Here is a 17,400-nt window from a genome sequence, read left to right on the forward strand (position 1 = left end):
ACAAATCCTTTGAAAGAATTGGTTTCAGCGTTATAGGTCTTTGACATCCAGCCAATCATCCAGCCGATAAAGATCAAAGCCCCCATCAGGGCAAAGTAGAACAGGACCACCAATGGAATGGCGCTGGCTTCGGTAATTCGCACCGGTTCATCGCCGATAATGGTCCAGCCGAACTGTGTGGTGCCAATATAAAAACCAATGGCCGGCACCATACCCAAAAAAATGAAGTAGATACTCATGCGCTTGAGGGTTTCCTCAGGCAGAGCACCGATTTTTTTCCATTCAGTCTGCGGATCGTAAAGCAATCCAACAATGTGTCCTAACATAATATCCCCGTGTTTGTATTTTTGCTGTTGGTTAATAACAGGTTATGGGAACTACTTTTTACCCTTGAAGTACCCACTCTTATACTCCCGAAGTCAAACCCATGAATTGATCAAAGTCAACTAAGCCACAGGCAATTAGGGTATTCGTATTTCAGTGGTGCATATGCTGATGGTCAGTATTAGAAGTGCCCTTCTCGGACGCTGCCTCTACTGGCTGATGGTGCGCATGGGCCATCGCGCTCCACACTATCCATGCGCCAAAGAGAATCAACACCAGGGCCATCAGTGACCGTAGTAATCTACTTTGCAACCATTGCTTGAGCTGGGTGGAAAAGGCCCCCCCGGCCAACATAGCCGGCAGGGTTCCCACCCCAAAAGCGGCCATCGCCAACACCCCGGATAGCGGTTCAGCGGTGGTCGCGGCAAAGGCCAATGCCGAATAAACCAGGCCACAGGGTAGCCATCCCCAGAGCATACCGAACATAAAGCCCCTGCCAGCGCCAGTAACCCGAAACAGGCCATTAACAAGAGGCTGCAAATAACGCCAGATATACTGTCCACCTCGCTCTAACCAGGATAGCACTCGCCACCAATCCGCCAGATACAAGCCCATCAGGATTAACAACACACCGGATAAACCCCTCAGCCAGGGCCCGAGAAACAGATATTCCCTACCGAATAAACCCAGTAGTCCCACCAGACCGCCTGCCACACTGTATGACAGGATTCTTCCCAGGTTATAGCTCAGCAGAATCGGCCAGCGACGTCCCTTGCCCTCAGCGGCAAAACCGAGCGCAGCAACAATGCCACCACACATGCCAACGCAGTGACCGGCACCCATAAGTCCGATCACAAACATGGCCAGGACAGACATGTCACTGACGTCGGACATCAGGATGCGTCTCCTTTTTTGTCAGTCTCGGAGTTTGGAATCGTCTCTTCACCCTCATTATTTTCGGGTTGCACATCGCTTTCTTCGAACAGAATACGATCTGCCTCGCCCTCGAGATCATCGTACTGTCCACTGTTAACTGCCCAGAAGTATAACCAGACCGCCAGCGCACAAAAGATCAAAGAAACAGGTATGAGAAGATATAAACTTGCCATATAACAATAAATTACTTGATTTTTATAAAAATAACATTAAGTGTGTTGTGGCATTTCAGCCGACACCACAGACTCTGATTTAGCCGTGCGACCCAGTCGCAAGGCATTGACCACCACAATCAAAGAGCTCAACGACATACCAATAGCTGCCGCCCACGGTGGAATATACCCACAAGCCGCCAATGGCAGTGCCAACAGATTATAGATTAACGCCCAGCCCAGATTCTGACGTATCACACCACGGGTTCGCCGTGCCAGTCGAATGGCCAACGGCAGAGTCTCAAGGTTACCTGAAAGCAGAATACTATCTGCATGGATGCGCGCAAAATCACTGGCGTCTCCCAGAGCGACCGATGCATCAGCGCCACTTAGTACCGGAACATCATTAATACCGTCCCCCACCATCAACACTCGGTGGCCCTGCTGCTGACACTCATTCACCCAGGCCAGTTTTTGTTGGGGCTGCATTTCGCCCCGATAGGCATTCACCGACAGATTTTTTGCCATCTCCGAAACGGCCTGTTGGCGATCACCACTGAGCAGCGTTACCCCAACATTTAACTGCTGTAATTGCGAGATAGCTTCTCGCGCCCCGGTACGCATCTGATCCTGCAGTAGAATCCACCCCAGTGGGCGACCCTCTTCACCCAACAACAGTGGAATCTGACCGGAGCATGTTTCAGTCAGCTTCGGGACAGCAAACCCCAGCTTTTCAGCGACAAATTGCGGCTGTCCAATAGCGTAACTGACCCCCTGAATGGCAGCGGCAACCCCCGCACCCACCTGCTGGGAGACCTCGCTGACGTCAGGAATGGTATCAATGCCAGTAAAAGCCCTGGCAATCGGGTGCCTGGAGCCCTGCTCTAGCGTGGCTGCCAGGGTCAGTAATTTGGATTCGGGTTGATCCGCCAGTGTTACAACCCCTGCGATACTCATATTGCCCAGCGTCAATGTACCCGTTTTATCAAACACCAGTTCATCGGCGGTTGAGAGCACTTCCAACACTTGTCCACGACTCACCAGAAAGCCTTGGCGGCGCAATTCGCCCGTGGCAACAGCAATAGCGGCGGGGGTCGCCAGGGACAACGCACAGGGGCAAGTCACAACCAGCACAGAAAGGACAACCCACAAAGCCTGCTCAGGCTGATGCTGCCACCACCAGGCACCAACGCCCACCGCAATCAGCAATACAGCACCGACAAAGTAACCGGCCACCCGGTCTGCCAACGCTACCTGCACCGGTTTTTCACTGCGAGCCTTCTCTACCAGCCTGAGAATGGCGGACAAACGCGTGCGATGGCCAACTGCCGCCACCCGCACTACCAGTGGATTTTCACTGTTGATGGTGCCTGCACTAACGCTATCGCCAACAGCCTTGGAAACAGGCATTTGTTCCCCGGTCAGTACCGCTTCAACCACACTGCTGACACCGGTCTCAATGTCGCCATCACAGGGGATAGTGTCCCCGGCAGCCACTCGAATAAGGTCACCAACCTGTAGCGCCTTAACCGGCACCACGCTATCCGAGCCATCAGGGTCTATGCGACAGGTCGTCACCGGTAGCAGCTGTCCCAGTGCCTCTGCCTGCATATCGTTGCGATGCCTTACCCGCATCTCCAGGTATCGGCCCAGCAACAGAAAAAACGTAAACATGGCCACCGAGTCAAAATACACTTCGCCGCTGCGACTGATGGTAGCCCAGCAACTGGCGCTGAAAGCCAGCACAATTGCCAGTGAAACCGGCACATCCATGGTGAGATGCCATTGGCGGATACTGCGCCAGGCCGCCTGATAAAATGGAACCGCTGAAAACCCGGCAACAGGCAGGGTAATGATCAGGCTGACCCAGCGCAGGTAATTTTCCCAGACTGGATCCATATCCTGGAAAGCGCCGGCATAAAGTCCCACGGCAATCATGCCTACCTGCATCATGGCCAGACCGGCAATACCCAACCGTTGCAGAAAACGCCGGTTTTCCTGTTGGCGCAAAGCCTTGACCGCCTCATCGGTCACTGGGCGCGGGTCGTAGCCAATATCCACCAGCGCTCCCAGCAACTGACTCAGCTTCAACTGCGCAGGGTCCCAACTCACCATGGCGCGGTGACTGGTGACATTCACCTGAACATCAGAGATACCAGAAAGTTTCTTGAGGTGCTTTTCAATCAACCATGCGCAAGCGCTGCAGCTGATACCGCCCACCAGCAACTGTATTTGACGATCGCCATTTTCCAGGATTTCCAGATAGTCGCACTGCACATCAGGTAGGTCGTAAGCAGCCAGCAGATCTGTGCGGACTTCTTCAGGACGGCTGACGTTACTGGTTCTGTATTGATAAAACCGCGCCAGCCCACCATCGCAGATGGCCGTCGCCACAGCCAGACAACCAGGACAACACATTGGGCGTGCCTGGCCCTGAATCTCCAGAGTGAAATCTGTCCCCTCGGGGACGGGCAGACCGCAGTGATAACAGGGTATTGCCGTCATTGAGCCTTCAATGTCAGCTGATGGGATTCAGAAAAGTCGAGCTCGCCCGCCAGCCGCCATTCCCGCCCGGGTTCCGGAAGCAAGCGGATGTAGTAACGGTGCAGCAGTTGTTGATCCAAATCTGTTCGGTACTGACCAGCAGTAATCGCCGACATCAACAACTCGCGATCATTATCCTCACTGGTTGGGTGAAGCAGCAGCAGAGTCATCTCCTTTGGCGGCGTTTCGGCACCCAACAGCTTGACAAATAGCTCACCACTTTCGGGGTCCAGACGCACTTCGGCTGTGAGTCCCAACTGGGCCGCCAACCGGTCCTGCTCAAGGACCTGGTTGATAGCCAGGCCTTTGCGGTAATAGCTGTCGACAACCAACGGATCCTGGTGCTTGAAGGCAATGTAAACCGTGATCAGACTTGCTACCACCACGGTAGCGGGCAGTGCTATTAGAAACCAGGGCCAAAACTGGCGGTGCCAGGGTTGCTTATCCAAGCCGTCGTTCTGGGAAAGAGGAGATTGGCGCAAAGTATTACCTCATCAGGTGAATTCAGTTCGGCAGGCATGTGATGCCCGACAGGAGCGGCTCAGAGAATACACCTTTTGCAATGGGAAACAACGCTGACCACATGGTCATAAACCATCTGCTTGGCTTAAGCCTGGCCAAACAGACTGCCGATCAACGTCGTAGTCGCGGCCCGATAAAGCGGTTTTCCTCTATCGCATGAATGGCGGGATTATCCACCGATTCAACAATAAAGGTGACGTCAGCATTAGGATTTTTCATCACCCCGGGATCGAGCTCAACCCTCACCGGCATGCTCAACACCTCGCCTTCCGCCACCGAAACCTCCGTAGCGCCAAGGTAATTAAAGGGGTATTCACCCTCGACACGAATACTGTAGCGGTGGCCCTGCGTATCCATATTGTTGATCTTCAGGGTATAGATGTTTTCCGCCAGACCCTGTGTATTTTCCCGGTAGAGAACATTTCGATCACGAATAACATCCACACCCAGAGGCATACGGGTGAGAATGGTATAACCGAACGCGCTGATCATAATCGTTAGCACCAGTGCATAACCAATAAATCGAGGTCGTAAGATATGTGTTTCACCATGCTCCATGGCATGTTCAGTGGTAAATCGGATCAGGCCCGGGTCATAGCCCATTTTGTCCATCACCGTGTTACAGGCATCAATGCACAAGCCACAATCGATACATTCGTATTGCAAACCATTACGGATATCAATGCCTGTGGGGCATACCTGTACACATAGCGAACAGTCGACGCAATCACCCTTGCCGTCGGCACGGTGGTCCACACCCTTTTTACGTGCACCGCGAGGTTCACCGCGCTCCGCATCGTAGGAGACAATCAGGGTGTCCCTATCGAACATGACGGACTGAAAACGGGCATAGGGGCACATGTATTTACACACCTGCTCCCGCAGAAATCCCGCATTCATGAATGTCATAACGGTGAAGAAAAGTGTCCAGAACACCGCCGCCGGATGGGCGGTAAAGCTGAACATTTCCGGCACCAGATCGCGAATCGGGTTGTAGTAACCGACGAACGTGAGGCCAGTGACAAATCCCACCAACCCCCACAGCAGAAACTTGCCGCCGCGACGCAGGATCTTGTTGCCGTCCCAGGGAGATTTATCCAGCTTGATACGCTGGTTACGGTCGCCCTCACAGCAGTCCTCGATATACATGAAGATCATGGTCCAGACGGTTTGCGGGCAGGAAAAGCCGCACCAGACGCGACCGACAAGCACCGTCACAGTAAAGAGAGCGAAGGCAGAAATGATCAGCGCCCAGGCCAGCAACATAAAATCCTGGGGCCAGAAAGTGATCCAAAAGATGTGGAATTTTCGGGCTGGCAGATCAAACCAGACTGCCTGCCGCCCATCCATATTGATCCAGGGCACCAGGAAATAAGCAGCGATCATGGGCATCCACGTCCAGCGCTGCAAACTCCTGAAAAAACCGGGAAGCTGACGGGTCTGGATTTTTTCCCGTGTCTGGTAAAGATCCAGAACCTTGATGACTTCTTCGTGAGACTCATCCCGGGAATCCATCTCGGGCCTGTCTTGCTCAGTCATGTCAGCTTCTCACTCCTCTAAGAGAAAACCTCGTCAATTACTGGTTTTTGGACAGGTTGTACACGTAGGCGGTCAGCAGATGAATTTTCTCCGCTTTCAGCTTGTCAGCCTGAGCCGGCATATTGCCATTTCTTCCGTTGCGAATGGAATGACGCACCAGTGAAGGTGAACCGCCATACAACCAGACACCATCAGTCAGGTTCGGTGCTCCCATTGCCGCCACGCCTTTGCCCTCTGCTCCGTGACAGGCCGCGCAGTATGTGGCATAGGTCTGTGCACCGACATTCGCCTTGGCTTCATCGTGTTCTCGACCACTAAGTTTGAAAACATACTCAGCAACCTGATCAACACCTTCTTCGCCGATGACAGCGCCCCAGGCAGGCATCATACCCTTACGCCCCTGAGTGATGGATGTCTTGATATTGTCGGCACTGCCGCCATACAGCCAATCGCTATCCGCCAGGTTGGGAAAACCATAGCTGCCACGACCATCAGAACCATGACAAACCGAGCAGTTGTTATTGAATAGACGACGGCTCATTTTCATGGCGTCCGGGTTGGCAATCAGCTCTTCTACGGGCATATCCGCGTACTGTGCATACACCGGGGCGTATTTGGCTTCAGCTTCAGCCACCTCTTCCTGCCACTGCCCCACTTGGGTCCATCCCAGGACTCCGGCGTAACTACCCAATCCGGGATACAGAATCAGATAGCCAATACCAAAGATAACCGTGCCCACAAACATTTTGAACCACCAGCCAGGAAGCGGATTGTCATACTCTTCAATCCCATCGTAAACATGGCCGGTTTTTGGCGCCTCGCCTTCCTTGAGGTCCTCGCGAACTTCTACTTTGCGATTGGCAAACAGCAGCCACGTACAGCCCGCGATCGTGATCAGGGTGATGACGATAATCCAGATACTCCAGAAGGTACTCATATCAGGTCCTACCTCTCGTTGTCTTTTGTCTGAGAGTCTTCACGTTCGTTTTGCTCATCGGCAAACGGTAGTTGAGACGCCTCATCAAAGTCTTTCTTTTTACGGCCGCTATATGCCCACCAGCAAATACCCAGGAAGGCGATCATGGTCAGGATGGTACCGATACCCTGTAATGTGCCCTGATCCATTAGCGTTTCTGCGTCAAAAGTGTGCCCAGCTGCTGCAGGTAAACCACCAGCGCATCGATTTCTTTGACTTCACCGCTGGCAAATGGCTTAGCCGCATTGGCAATGTCTTCATCGGTGTAGGGCACGCCAACCATCCGCAGTGCCTTCATCTTCGCCGCGGTATCCTTGCCGGTTACCGTATTCTCAAACAACCAGGGGAACGCTGGCATGTTGGATTCCGGTACCACATCGCGAGGGTTATAAAGGTGAGCACGGTGCCAGTCATCACTGTAACGCGCCCCAACCCTAGCGAGGTCTGGGCCGGTACGCTTGGAGCCCCAAAGAAAGGGGTGCTCGTAGACGTGCTCACCGGCAACCGAGTAGTGACCGTAACGCTCAGTTTCCGCACGGAATGGACGAACCATCTGGGTATGACAGACATTACAGCCTTCCCGGATATAGATGTCGCGACCTTCCAAAGCCATGGCTCCGAGAGGCTTGAGCCCATCAAGAGGTTCCGTGGTATCCGCCTGCCAGAACAGGGGGATAATCTGGGCCAGGCCACCGAAGCTGATCGCAACCACGATCAGCACGATCATCAGGCCAATATTCTTTTCAACAATTTCATGTTTCACTGTCGCTCTCCCTATCACGCAGTCTGTACTTGAGCAGCAACATCTTCCTGCTCCTGCTCGTCACCGCGAATCGTCCGCCACACGTTGTATGCCATGATCAGCATACCGCCGAGGAAGATGACACCACCTAGCAGTCGCACGTAGTAACCCGGGTAGCTGGCCTCAATTGCTTCGGCAAAGCTGTAGGTCAAAGTGCCGTCGGTGTTTAATGCGCGCCACATCAGACCCTGTGCAATACCGTTCACCCACATGGAAGCGATGTAAAGTACAGTGCCAATGGTAGACATCCAGAAGTGCAGGTTGATCAGGCTGATGCTGTACATCCGGTTGCGCTTGTAGAGCACTGGAATCAAGTTGTAAAGCATACCAATGGACACCATCGCTACCCAGCCCAGAGCACCAGAGTGCACGTGACCGATGGTCCAGTCGGTGTTATGGGAAAGTGCATTCACTGTCTTGATAGACATCATCGGGCCTTCAAAAGTGGACATACCGTAGAAGGACAGAGAAACCACCAGGAAGCGGAGTGTCGGGTCGTTGCGCAGTTTGTGCCAAGCACCGGACAGGGTCATCATGCCGTTGATCATGCCACCCCATGAAGGTGCCAACAGAATCAGAGACATCACCATACCCAGGCTCTGAGCCCAGTCGGGCAGCGCGGAGTACATCAGGTGGTGGGGACCCGCCCAGATGTAGACGGCAATCAGCGCCCAGAAGTGAACAATGGACAAACGGTAGGAATAAACCGGACGACCTGCCTGTTTCGGTACAAAGTAGTACATCATGCCCAGGAACCCGGCGGTCAGGAAGAAGCCCACCGCGTTGTGCCCGTACCACCACTGCACCATCGCATCAATGGTACCGGCGTAGGCAGAGTAGGATTTGGTAGCAGTCACCGGGATCGCAGCACTGTTGCCCAGGTGCAATACGGCAATGGTGAGGATAAAGGCACCAAAGAACCAGTTCGCCACATAGATGTGCTTGGTTGTGCGCTTCATGATGGTGCCAAAGAACACCACTGCAAACGCTACCCATACCACCGTAATGGCAATATCAATCGGCCATTCCAGCTCGGCATATTCCTTGGAAGATGTCATCCCCAAGGGCAGAGTAATCGCCGCAGCGACGATAATGGCCTGCCAACCCCAGAAAGTGAACGCTGCCAGTGGGCCACCAAACAAGGTGGTCTGACAGGTTCTCTGTACCACGTGGTACACAGAAGTAAACAGAGCGCAGCCGCCAAAGGCAAAAATCACTGCGTTGGTGTGAAGTGGTCTCAAGCGCCCAAAGTGAAACCAGGGCAGATTGAAGTTAATGTCGGGCCAAACCAGTTCGGCGGCGATAATGACGCCCACCAGCATACCGACAATACCCCAAACCACAGTCATGATGGCAAATTGCTTCACCACCTTGGTGTTGTAGACCGGCTGATCACCGGCAGTCGTGACATTGCTACTCATTAGACTTTCTCGTAGTTCGTCCATTTAAAAGGAACTGCGGAGTAAAGATGTTCTCCCCACTTCTACTCCACGCCTATTGTTCCCCAAGTGTCAGATGCCGGTATTGATTTGCGTCAAGTCTGACTGGCCAGCATTAACCCAACTTGCGGTTTTTGTTGGCGGCAATTCTCAGGCGCAATGCATTGAGCTTAATAAAGCCTTCTGCATCTTTCTGATCATAGGCTCCTGCATCATCTTCAAAAGTGGCGATCTTTTCGTCAAACAAACTGTCATCAGATTGACGGCCCGCAACAATGACATTGCCTTTGTACAACTTCACCCGCACCTTGCCATTTACGACTTCTTGCGACTCATCAATCATGGTCTGCATCATCTTACGCTCGGGTGACCACCAGTAACCGTTATAGACCATTTCTGCATATTTTGGCATTAATGAATCTTTCAGGTGGGCGACTTCCCGGTCCAGAGTCAAAGACTCAATGGCACGGTGGGCTTTCAACATGATGGTGCCGCCGGGCGTTTCATAGCAACCACGGGACTTCATGCCTACATAACGGTTTTCTACCAGGTCGAGTCGACCGATGCCGTTTTCACCACCGACTTTATTCAGATGCGCCAGCACTGTTGCCGGCGACATAGCCTGACCATCGATAGCGACGATATCGCCTTTCTCATAAGTCAGTTCAATATAGGTGGGCTGATCAGGTGCTGCTTCCGGAGAGACGCTCCAGCGCCACATGTCTTCTTCCGCCTCCCACCAAGGGTCTTCAAGATTTCCGCCTTCATAGGAGATATGAAGCAGGTTGGCGTCCATGGAATACGGGGATTTTTTCTTCTTGTTGGAAAAATCCACGGGGATATTGTGCTCTTCACAATAGGCCATCAGTTTTTCTCGGGAGTTGAGATCCCACTCACGCCAGGGAGCAATCACCTTGATGCCCGGCTTCAGCGCGTAGGCGCCCAGCTCGAAGCGCACCTGATCATTACCCTTACCGGTGGCACCGTGGGAAATGGCATCAGCACCGGTTTCGTTGGCAATCTCAATCAGGCGCTTGGCAATCAGCGGCCGGGCGATGGAAGTGCCCAGCAGGTATTCGCCTTCGTAGACAGTGTTGGCACGGAACATCGGGAACACAAAGTCACGCACGAACTCTTCGCGCAGATCGTCCACGTAAATTTCCTTAACACCGAGTCCGGCAGCCTTGGCCCGCGCCGGTTCCACTTCCTCACCCTGACCAATATCTGCGGTAAAGGTCACCACTTCACACTGATAGGTTTCCTGCAGCCAGCGAACAATCACTGAGGTATCAAGCCCTCCGGAATAGGCGAGCACTACTTTTTTGATGTCGGACACCACTTGTCTCCTGATTGGAAAAATTGAGGTAAAAACTGGGCGGATATTCTAATGGCTCGGGCGCCAGTTTCACAGTAAACCGCCTCCACGAATATCTGTTATAGATCTCGAACCCAGCCGCGACTATCAAGCGAGCAGTGTTTCCGGTAGCATTTACCTACCAATTGATGCCGATAGTTCCCCATGATCCAACTCACCATAACCCGCCCTGACGACTGGCATGTGCACCTGCGTGACGGCGATGCCCTGCCATTTACAGTTCCCGATGCCGCCCGCTATTTTGGTCGCGCTATTGTGATGCCCAACCTGGTTCCCCCGGTGCTCAACACACAGCAGGCCCTGGACTACCGGGAGCGCATTATTCAACATCGTCCCGCACAGAGCACATGGGAGCCCCTCATGGCGCTCTACCTGACGGACAACACAACATCCGAAGAGATTGTCCAAGCCAGAGACTCCGGCATGGTATTCGCCTGCAAGTACTACCCGGCCGGCGCGACCACCAATTCGGACTCTGGCGTAACGGATCTCAACAACATTTATCCGGTGCTGGAAACCATGGAAAAAGTGGGGCTTCCCCTGCTACTGCACGGTGAGGTCACCGACGGCGATGTGGACATCTTCGACCGTGAGGCGGTGTTTATTGATCGTCACCTCGGCAAACTGACAACGGCCTTTCCCGGCCTGAAAATTGTGCTGGAGCACATTACCACCAGCGAAGGTGCCCAGTTTGTCGGTGAGGCCTCCGCCAATGTGGCAGCCACCATCACCCCGCAACACCTGCTGTTTAATCGTAACCAGATGCTGGCTGGCGGTATTAAGCCTCACTATTACTGCCTGCCGATCCTAAAACGCCAGCAACACCAGCAATCGTTGCTGGCCGCAGCAACCAGCGGCAGCTCCAAGTTCTTTCTGGGCACAGACTCAGCACCCCACGCCACCCACCGCAAGGAAAACGCCTGTGGTTGTGCTGGTTGCTACTCCAATCACGCCGCGCTGGAGTTGTACGCTGAAGCTTTTGAGCAGGCGGGAGCGCTGGACAAGCTGGAAGCCTTTGCCAGCCATTTCGGGGCTGACTTCTACGGACTGCCCCGCAATACCGACACCATCACGCTGGAAAAATCTCCCTGGCAAAGCCCCGCCTATCTTCCTTTTGGCGGCGACACACTGACACCGCTTGGCGGTGGCGAATATCGCCAGTGGCGAGTTATCTAATGGACCATCCACCCATTTCCTACCGCTTTCGCGGATTCCTACCCGTGGTCATTGACGTGGAGACTGGCGGCTTCAACTCAGGTACAGATGCATTGCTTGAAGTTGCCGCCGTGACTCTCACCATGGACGATGATGGTCAACTCATGCCCTTTGAAACAATCTGCCATTCGGTACTGCCCTTTGAAGGAGCCAATATCGAGCAGGCTGCATTGGATATTACCGGGATAGATCTCAATGATCCCTACAGAATGGCACTAGAGGAAGACGAAGCGTTGCGACAAATATTTTTGCCCATTCGCAACGCGGTCAAGGAATCTCACTGCAGCCGGGCCGTGATGGTGGCCCACAACGCTCATTTTGACCTTGGCTTTATTAATGCCGCCGTAGAACGCACCGGCATTAAACGCAACCCATTCCATCCATTCTCCTGTTTTGACACTGCCACCCTTGGCGGACTGGCTTATGGGCAGACCGTGCTAGCCAAAGCCTGTGAAGCGGCAGAGATCGAGTTTTCCAACAGCCAGGCCCACTCGGCAGCCTATGATGCTGAAAAGACGGCAGAATTATTCTGTGGTATCGTCAATCGATGGAAAGACTTGGGCGGCTGGCGCTGACACAACCAGGCAACCCACCAGCTGTCCGAGCAACACCTACATAGCAATAGGAGAAGCAGCATGAGCGGCAAAGGTAAGGCGATTCTCGCCCACATTACCCTGATCGGCTGGATTATCGCGTTAATTCTGAACCTGCAAAAACGTGACAGTTTTGCCTCCTACTACATTCGACAGTACCTTGGCATCATGGTGGTCGGATTTATCGGTAACATTCTCTTCATGGCCATCCACAATGCGCTCGCCAGCGTCTGGATGATTATTATCCTGGTCGCCTGGCTCATCAGCCTCGTTGGGGCCTGTACCGACAAGAAAAACGAAGTGCCCTATATAGGGCGATATTTTCAGGAATGGTTTAAGGGGCTCTAGAACAAGAGGTTCAGATTTAAGAGATTTTAAATAAGAGCTTCAGGATTAAGGAGCTGGCTAATAGCCAGCTCGAGACACTCTACAAATTGCAGAGCAACACCCATCAATATTGAGAAACTGGTAACCTGACGACTAGGCCATCCAACTCGTCCGTCACTTTTATCTGGCAGCTCAAGCGGCTGGTCGGTTCAGGTGCAACGACCATTTCCAGCATCATTTTTTCAGCGCCTTCGGGTTCTCCGACTTTGTCGTACCAGGCTTCATCCACATAACAATGGCAGGTGGCGCAACTGCACACCCCTCCACACTCTGCAAGAATACCGTCGATCATGTTGTCCACAGCACCCTGCATCACGGTATTACCGACGGGCACATCAACTTCGTACTCGCCTCCGTTAGCTTCCACGTAATGAATAATTGGCATTGAAAAACCCTTATGACTACCTGTAATAATTTTTTAACTGATCAGGCCTTTTAGATCGAAGTTTTCATCCGCCAAATGTGCGGGATCGATGCCTATACCACTGACCAGCAACTGCCTAGCCACCATAAACTCTTTGGGACGATTGATGCAATCTGCAGCCAACAACTGATTGCCGCGAAGATACCAGGCAACAAAACTTCTGCCCTGCTCTGGATTACCGCGTAACACCAGGTTATCGAAGCCATCATGAAGCCCGGCGATCTGTAACTTTAAGTCGTATTGGTCAGACCAGAACCACGGGTAACCGTCGTAACAGAGCCGATTTCCACAAATGCTTGCGGCCGCCGACTTTGCCTGCTCCATCGCATTGGGAACGGACTCCAGTCGCAGACGCCTGCCCAGTAGCCTACTGGGGTGATTGGCACAATCTCCCGCCGCAAAAATTCTGGAATCTTCCGTGGCTGCATATCCATCCACCCAAATGCCATTATCCACTTTCAAACCGCAGCCTGAAGCCAGCTCCGTATTGGGGATCACACCAATACCGACAATCACCAAATCTGCGGGTAGTCTTCGCCCGTCGGTACTGACTACACCGGCGACTTGACCATCCCCTTCAATAGCGGCAACTGCCCAGTCAGTGAGAACAACCACTCCCTCTTCCGTGTGGACCCGTCGGTAAAAAGCAGACACTTCCGGCGCAGTGACCCTGGCGAGCAGCCGTGGCTGCACCTCAAGCACGGTCACACTGACGCCCAGTCTTCGCAATGCCGCTGCCGATTCCAGGCCGATGTAACCACCACCCACAATGACCACCCGAGTAGCTGACTGCAGCTGCCCCCGTATGCCATCGACATCATCCAAGGTTCTCAGGTAATGAACTCCCTGTAGGTTGGCACCAGGAACCTGAAGCTGCCTGACCCTGGCACCTGTGCAAAGCGCCAGCTTGTCGTAACCATAACGCTCGCCATTTTCAAGTAAGACAGAACGGGAAGCTCGATCGATCGACACAACTCGACCCTTCAGCAATTTGATGCCATGTTTTTCATACACAGCCGGTGGGCGGATTTGCAGAGACTCCCTGCCCCGTTCACCGGACAGATAATCTTTGGACAACGGCGGACGCTGGTACGGGACGGCGGAATCATCACCGATAATCCAAATATCGCCAGTCCAGCCCTCCTGCCGCAGGCTCGGAGCAAGCTGGGCCGCCGCATGGCTCGCCCCGACAATAATCACCCGCCCAGTCATTAACTGCACCTGCTCCACAAAAGGGCACATTATCAGGACAGCCGTTGAAGGAAGGCAAGCCGCGGTCTCCGCAGCATCGCCATCCCACTCACAATCAACGTCGAAAACATGCTTAATTGTAGAAAAACTAGCTAAGACTTCAGTTGGCGATAATTATTTTACTTTATGTAATATATAGAGAAATTATTTTATCCAGGAAGCGGCGTCACTAAAACCAACAAAGAATACCACTTGAAATATCTAGAAATTGTAACTAGACTACAGCGCCCTCAAACCGAGCGTTGCAACCTCATACACATGGAATTCGCCACATCATTGGCGTTAGAATAGCCGCCCTGCCCTGCAGGCCAGCAAACCAATTAACCGAGATAACAATGGCTGATTCATTTAAAGAAAGTGCCCTCCACTACCATACCCATCCAGTTCCCGGAAAACTTGAGATCCGTCCGACAAAACCACTGGCCAACAAGCGCGACCTGTCACAGGCGTACTCGCCTGGCGTAGCCTATGCCTGCGGCGCCATTGTCAAAAACCCAACGGAAGTTGCCAACGTAACTGCCCGGGGCAATCTGGTAGCTGTTATCTCAAACGGCACAGCAGTACTTGGCTTGGGTGATATCGGCCCACTGGCTGCCAAACCTGTCATGGAAGGCAAGGCAGTTCTGTTTAAAAAGTTTGCGAATATCGATGTTTTTGATATTGAAATCGACGAGACCGATGTGGACAAACTCGTCGACACCATTGCCTCCCTGGAACCGACCTTTGGCGGCATTAACCTGGAAGACATCAAGGCGCCGGAATGTTTTCTGGTAGAGCGCAAACTGCGCGAAAGAATGAATATTCCCGTGTTCCATGACGACCAACATGGGACGGCCATTGTCTCGGCAGCAGCTGTCTATAACGGCCTACGCATCGTCGACAAGAAAATTGAAGATATCAAACTGGTGGTGACCGGTGCCGGTGCCGCCAGTATTGCCTGCGTGGATCTGCTGGTCAGCATGGGTCTGAAGAAAGCTAACGTCCGCATGATCGACCGCAATGGCGTTATATATAAAGGCAGAGAAGCCGGGATGAACCCCTGGAAAGAAAGTTATGCGGTGGAAACTGAAGACCGCACCCTGGACGATGCCATTGTCGATGCCGACCTGTTCCTTGGACTGTCAGGACCCGGAATTCTCAAAGATCACATGGTCAAGAAGATGGCTGACAAGCCTCTCATTCTCGCCATGTCGAACCCAACACCGGAAATTATGCCGGAAGTTGCCAAGGCCGCGCGTCCTGACGCCATCCTCGCCACCGGCCGCTCCGACTACCCGAACCAGGTCAACAACGTACTCTGTTTCCCGTTTATTTTCCGCGGCGCCCTGGACTGTGGCGCAACCGTGATCAACGACGCCATGAAACAGGCTTGCGTGAAAGCCATCGCCGACCTGGTTCATCGCGAAGCTTCCGAAGCCGTCGCCGAAGCCTATGCCGGTGAAGTCCTGAAATTTGGCCCCGAATACCTGATCCCGAAACCCTTCGATCCCAGGCTGATTGAGGAAGTCCCAGTTGCGGTTGTTAAAGCTGCCATGGAAAGTGGTGTTGCCACTCGACCCATTGAAGACCTGGAGGCCTACAGACAAAAACTGCACTCCTACGTCAGCCGCAGCCGGCTGTTTATGCAGCCGATGATTGAACAGGCACGTCGCAATCCATCCCGCATCGCCTATGCCGAAGGTGAAAACGATGATGTTCTGCGAGCCATGCAAGGCGTGGTTGATGAGAAAGTTGCTCACCCGATCCTGATTGGTCGCCCAGCGGTGATTAACCGTAAGATTGCCGAGATGGGCCTGCGCATTCAGCCTGGCATCGACATCGAGATCATCAACCCCGAGGAAGGGGATCACCACGAGAATTACTGGCAGTTCTATCACCAGCATGTGGGACGGTCCGGTGTATCGGTTGAAGCCGCTCAGAACGCCATTCACACCAACAACACCGTACTGGCAGCCATTATGGTCGCGCTGGGTGACGCCGACGGCCTGATCTGCGGAAAGGTCGGTCGCTTCGACAACCATCTCCGCGATATCCAGAGCATCCTCCCCCAGAGCGACACCACACAAATGTCTTCCGTGTGCGTACTGTTGATGGAAGATGGGCCACTGTTCCTCGCCGACCCATTCGTCAACGTAGACCCCACAGAAGAACAGGTAGTGGCAACGGCGCTCAACACCATTGGCTTTGTAAAAAGTTTTGGCATTGAACCGAAAGTGGCGCTGCTATCCCACTCCAATTTTGGCACCTACGATGACCCATCTGCCCACAAAATGAAACGGGCGGCAGAGCAGCTGCGCAATCAGTTCCCCGACCTTCAGATTGAAGGAGAAATGCATGCTATGTCAGCGATGAACGAAACCCTGAGAGAGCGTATTTATCAGAATGCCAATCTCAAGGGACGTGCCAATGTGCTAATCATGCCGAACATGGATGCTGCCAGCATTACACTTGGCCTGCTGAGATCCCTCACCAATGCACGACTTGTAGGGCCATTCCTGTTTGGCTGCGACAAACCTGCACACATTCTGATCCCGTCGGTATCCGGTCGCGGCATTCTCAATATGACTGCACTCATCGGTGCTGACATCACATCGAAATCTGATCAGTAATCAATTTTTCTTGAGCAAAAAAAACGCGGCATTAGCCGCGTTTTTTTGTATTGAAAATGAGCCCCGGTCAATAGTGCGGGGGCTTCTCATTACCACCCATCTCGTCAGGCAACTTCTCTGCCAGCTCGGTCACTTTTGTGCCCAACAGATCACAGCGCGCCACAAGGCGGTCGAGCAGCTCCTGTTGACGATAGAGCACATCACTCAAACGCTCAATGGCGTCTTCCTGGAAGGCCAACCGCGTCTCGATATCGATCAATCGATCTTCATCCATCCCCTATCTCCCAAAGAAAAAACTACTGACACAAAAAA

The 17,400-nt window shown here is 53.0% G+C and carries 18 protein-coding genes; 4 read left to right on the plus strand and 14 right to left on the minus strand.

Annotation, left to right across the window (positions count from 1 at the left end; translation table 11 throughout):
• From ACYZYZ_RS09380 to ACYZYZ_RS09430, 11 genes are all read right to left on the minus strand, one after another.
• The coding region (locus ACYZYZ_RS09380; RefSeq protein WP_461484086.1) for a Yip1 family protein at window positions 1–326 on the minus strand (326 nt) is incomplete at its 3' end.
• Window positions 327–477: 151 nt separating this feature from the next.
• On the minus strand, window positions 478–1,218 hold the full coding sequence (locus ACYZYZ_RS09385) for a sulfite exporter TauE/SafE family protein (protein WP_461484087.1): 741 nt from the start codon (window positions 1,216–1,218) through the stop codon (window positions 478–480).
• Window positions 1,218–1,433, minus strand: coding sequence for a cbb3-type cytochrome oxidase assembly protein CcoS (ccoS, locus tag ACYZYZ_RS09390; RefSeq protein WP_461484088.1), 216 nt, complete (start codon window positions 1,431–1,433; stop codon window positions 1,218–1,220). The genes ACYZYZ_RS09385 and ccoS overlap by 1 nt, the downstream gene beginning before the upstream one ends.
• Window positions 1,434–1,469: 36 nt before the next feature.
• Window positions 1,470–3,917, minus strand: a complete 2,448-nt coding sequence (locus tag ACYZYZ_RS09395) for a heavy metal translocating P-type ATPase (protein ID WP_461484089.1) — start codon at window positions 3,915–3,917, stop codon at window positions 1,470–1,472.
• Window positions 3,914–4,438: a FixH family protein gene (locus ACYZYZ_RS09400; protein WP_461484090.1), complete on the minus strand. Its 525-nt coding sequence runs from the start codon at window positions 4,436–4,438 to the stop codon at window positions 3,914–3,916. Before ACYZYZ_RS09400 ends, ACYZYZ_RS09395 begins: the two co-directional genes overlap by 4 nt.
• A 151-nt stretch (window positions 4,439–4,589) precedes the next feature.
• Window positions 4,590–6,017: a cytochrome c oxidase accessory protein CcoG gene (ccoG, locus tag ACYZYZ_RS09405; protein WP_461484091.1), complete on the minus strand. Its 1,428-nt coding sequence runs from the start codon at window positions 6,015–6,017 to the stop codon at window positions 4,590–4,592.
• Window positions 6,018–6,054: 37 nt separating this feature from the next.
• Complete coding sequence (gene ccoP, locus ACYZYZ_RS09410) at window positions 6,055–6,954, minus strand: cytochrome-c oxidase, cbb3-type subunit III (RefSeq protein WP_305169077.1); 900 nt, start codon at window positions 6,952–6,954, stop codon at window positions 6,055–6,057.
• Window positions 6,955–6,962: 8 nt separating this feature from the next.
• Window positions 6,963–7,142, minus strand: coding sequence for a cbb3-type cytochrome oxidase subunit 3 (locus ACYZYZ_RS09415; RefSeq protein ID WP_305169078.1), 180 nt, complete (start codon window positions 7,140–7,142; stop codon window positions 6,963–6,965).
• Window positions 7,142–7,756, minus strand: coding sequence for a cytochrome-c oxidase, cbb3-type subunit II (ccoO, locus tag ACYZYZ_RS09420; protein ID WP_305169079.1), 615 nt, complete (start codon window positions 7,754–7,756; stop codon window positions 7,142–7,144). Before ccoO ends, ACYZYZ_RS09415 begins: the two co-directional genes overlap by 1 nt.
• 14 nt (window positions 7,757–7,770) lie before the next feature.
• On the minus strand, window positions 7,771–9,216 hold the full coding sequence (gene ccoN, locus ACYZYZ_RS09425; protein WP_461484092.1) for a cytochrome-c oxidase, cbb3-type subunit I: 1,446 nt from the start codon (window positions 9,214–9,216) through the stop codon (window positions 7,771–7,773).
• Between the two features lie 133 nt (window positions 9,217–9,349).
• Complete coding sequence (locus tag ACYZYZ_RS09430; protein WP_305169080.1) at window positions 9,350–10,570, minus strand: argininosuccinate synthase; 1,221 nt, start codon at window positions 10,568–10,570, stop codon at window positions 9,350–9,352.
• 183 nt (window positions 10,571–10,753) lie between these two features.
• Between ACYZYZ_RS09430 and pyrC the strand changes: the two genes are divergently transcribed.
• From pyrC to ACYZYZ_RS09445, 3 genes are read left to right on the plus strand one after another with little or no spacing between them, the layout of a single operon-like run.
• On the plus strand, window positions 10,754–11,785 hold the full coding sequence (gene pyrC / locus ACYZYZ_RS09435; protein WP_305169081.1) for a dihydroorotase: 1,032 nt from the start codon (window positions 10,754–10,756) through the stop codon (window positions 11,783–11,785).
• A complete protein-coding gene (gene rnt, locus ACYZYZ_RS09440) occupies window positions 11,785–12,399 on the plus strand; it encodes a ribonuclease T (RefSeq protein ID WP_461484093.1) in 615 nt (204 codons plus the stop codon). The genes pyrC and rnt overlap by 1 nt, the downstream gene beginning before the upstream one ends.
• 60 nt (window positions 12,400–12,459) lie before the next feature.
• Window positions 12,460–12,765, plus strand: coding sequence for a Niemann-Pick C type protein family (locus ACYZYZ_RS09445; protein WP_305169083.1), 306 nt, complete (start codon window positions 12,460–12,462; stop codon window positions 12,763–12,765).
• 103 nt (window positions 12,766–12,868) lie between these two features.
• On the opposite strand, the gene ACYZYZ_RS09450 is transcribed toward ACYZYZ_RS09445, so the two are convergent.
• Window positions 12,869–13,189, minus strand: coding sequence for a 2Fe-2S iron-sulfur cluster-binding protein (locus tag ACYZYZ_RS09450; RefSeq protein WP_305169084.1), 321 nt, complete (start codon window positions 13,187–13,189; stop codon window positions 12,869–12,871).
• A gap of 33 nt (window positions 13,190–13,222) precedes the next feature.
• On the minus strand, window positions 13,223–14,440 hold the full coding sequence (locus ACYZYZ_RS09455) for an NAD(P)/FAD-dependent oxidoreductase (RefSeq protein WP_461484094.1): 1,218 nt from the start codon (window positions 14,438–14,440) through the stop codon (window positions 13,223–13,225).
• 374 nt (window positions 14,441–14,814) lie between these two features.
• Between ACYZYZ_RS09455 and ACYZYZ_RS09460 the strand changes: the two genes are divergently transcribed.
• On the plus strand, window positions 14,815–17,088 hold the full coding sequence (locus tag ACYZYZ_RS09460) for an NADP-dependent malic enzyme (protein WP_305169086.1): 2,274 nt from the start codon (window positions 14,815–14,817) through the stop codon (window positions 17,086–17,088).
• 67 nt (window positions 17,089–17,155) lie between these two features.
• Here the strand turns inward: ACYZYZ_RS09460 and ACYZYZ_RS09465 are convergent, their stop codons facing one another.
• Complete coding sequence (locus ACYZYZ_RS09465; protein ID WP_305169087.1) at window positions 17,156–17,362, minus strand: SlyX family protein; 207 nt, start codon at window positions 17,360–17,362, stop codon at window positions 17,156–17,158.
• Window positions 17,363–17,400: the final 38 nt, after the last annotated feature.

The sequence above is a fragment of the Porticoccus sp. genome (assembly GCA_023261185.1).
In the GTDB taxonomy this organism is placed as follows: Bacteria; Pseudomonadota; Gammaproteobacteria; order Pseudomonadales; family Porticoccaceae; genus Porticoccus; species Porticoccus litoralis.

Coding starts and splice junctions, on each gene's coding strand:
- ACYZYZ_RS09385 (WP_461484087.1), bottom strand. CDS start 1,218: ATGTCCGACGTCAGTGACATGTCTGTCCTGGCCATGTTTGTGATCGGA.
- ccoS (WP_461484088.1), bottom strand. CDS start 1,433: ATGGCAAGTTTATATCTTCTCATACCTGTTTCTTTGATCTTTTGTGCG.
- ACYZYZ_RS09395 (WP_461484089.1), bottom strand. CDS start 3,917: ATGACGGCAATACCCTGTTATCACTGCGGTCTGCCCGTCCCCGAGGGG.
- ccoG (WP_461484091.1), bottom strand. CDS start 6,017: ATGACTGAGCAAGACAGGCCCGAGATGGATTCCCGGGATGAGTCTCAC.
- ccoP (WP_305169077.1), bottom strand. CDS start 6,954: ATGAGTACCTTCTGGAGTATCTGGATTATCGTCATCACCCTGATCACG.
- ACYZYZ_RS09415 (WP_305169078.1), bottom strand. CDS start 7,142: ATGGATCAGGGCACATTACAGGGTATCGGTACCATCCTGACCATGATC.
- ccoN (WP_461484092.1), bottom strand. CDS start 9,216: ATGAGTAGCAATGTCACGACTGCCGGTGATCAGCCGGTCTACAACACC.
- pyrC (WP_305169081.1), top strand. CDS start 10,754: ATGATCCAACTCACCATAACCCGCCCTGACGACTGGCATGTGCACCTG.
- rnt (WP_461484093.1), top strand. CDS start 11,785: ATGGACCATCCACCCATTTCCTACCGCTTTCGCGGATTCCTACCCGTG.
- ACYZYZ_RS09445 (WP_305169083.1), top strand. CDS start 12,460: ATGAGCGGCAAAGGTAAGGCGATTCTCGCCCACATTACCCTGATCGGC.
- ACYZYZ_RS09450 (WP_305169084.1), bottom strand. CDS start 13,189: ATGCCAATTATTCATTACGTGGAAGCTAACGGAGGCGAGTACGAAGTT.
- ACYZYZ_RS09455 (WP_461484094.1), bottom strand. CDS start 14,440: ATGACTGGGCGGGTGATTATTGTCGGGGCGAGCCATGCGGCGGCCCAG.
- ACYZYZ_RS09460 (WP_305169086.1), top strand. CDS start 14,815: ATGGCTGATTCATTTAAAGAAAGTGCCCTCCACTACCATACCCATCCA.
- ACYZYZ_RS09465 (WP_305169087.1), bottom strand. CDS start 17,362: ATGGATGAAGATCGATTGATCGATATCGAGACGCGGTTGGCCTTCCAG.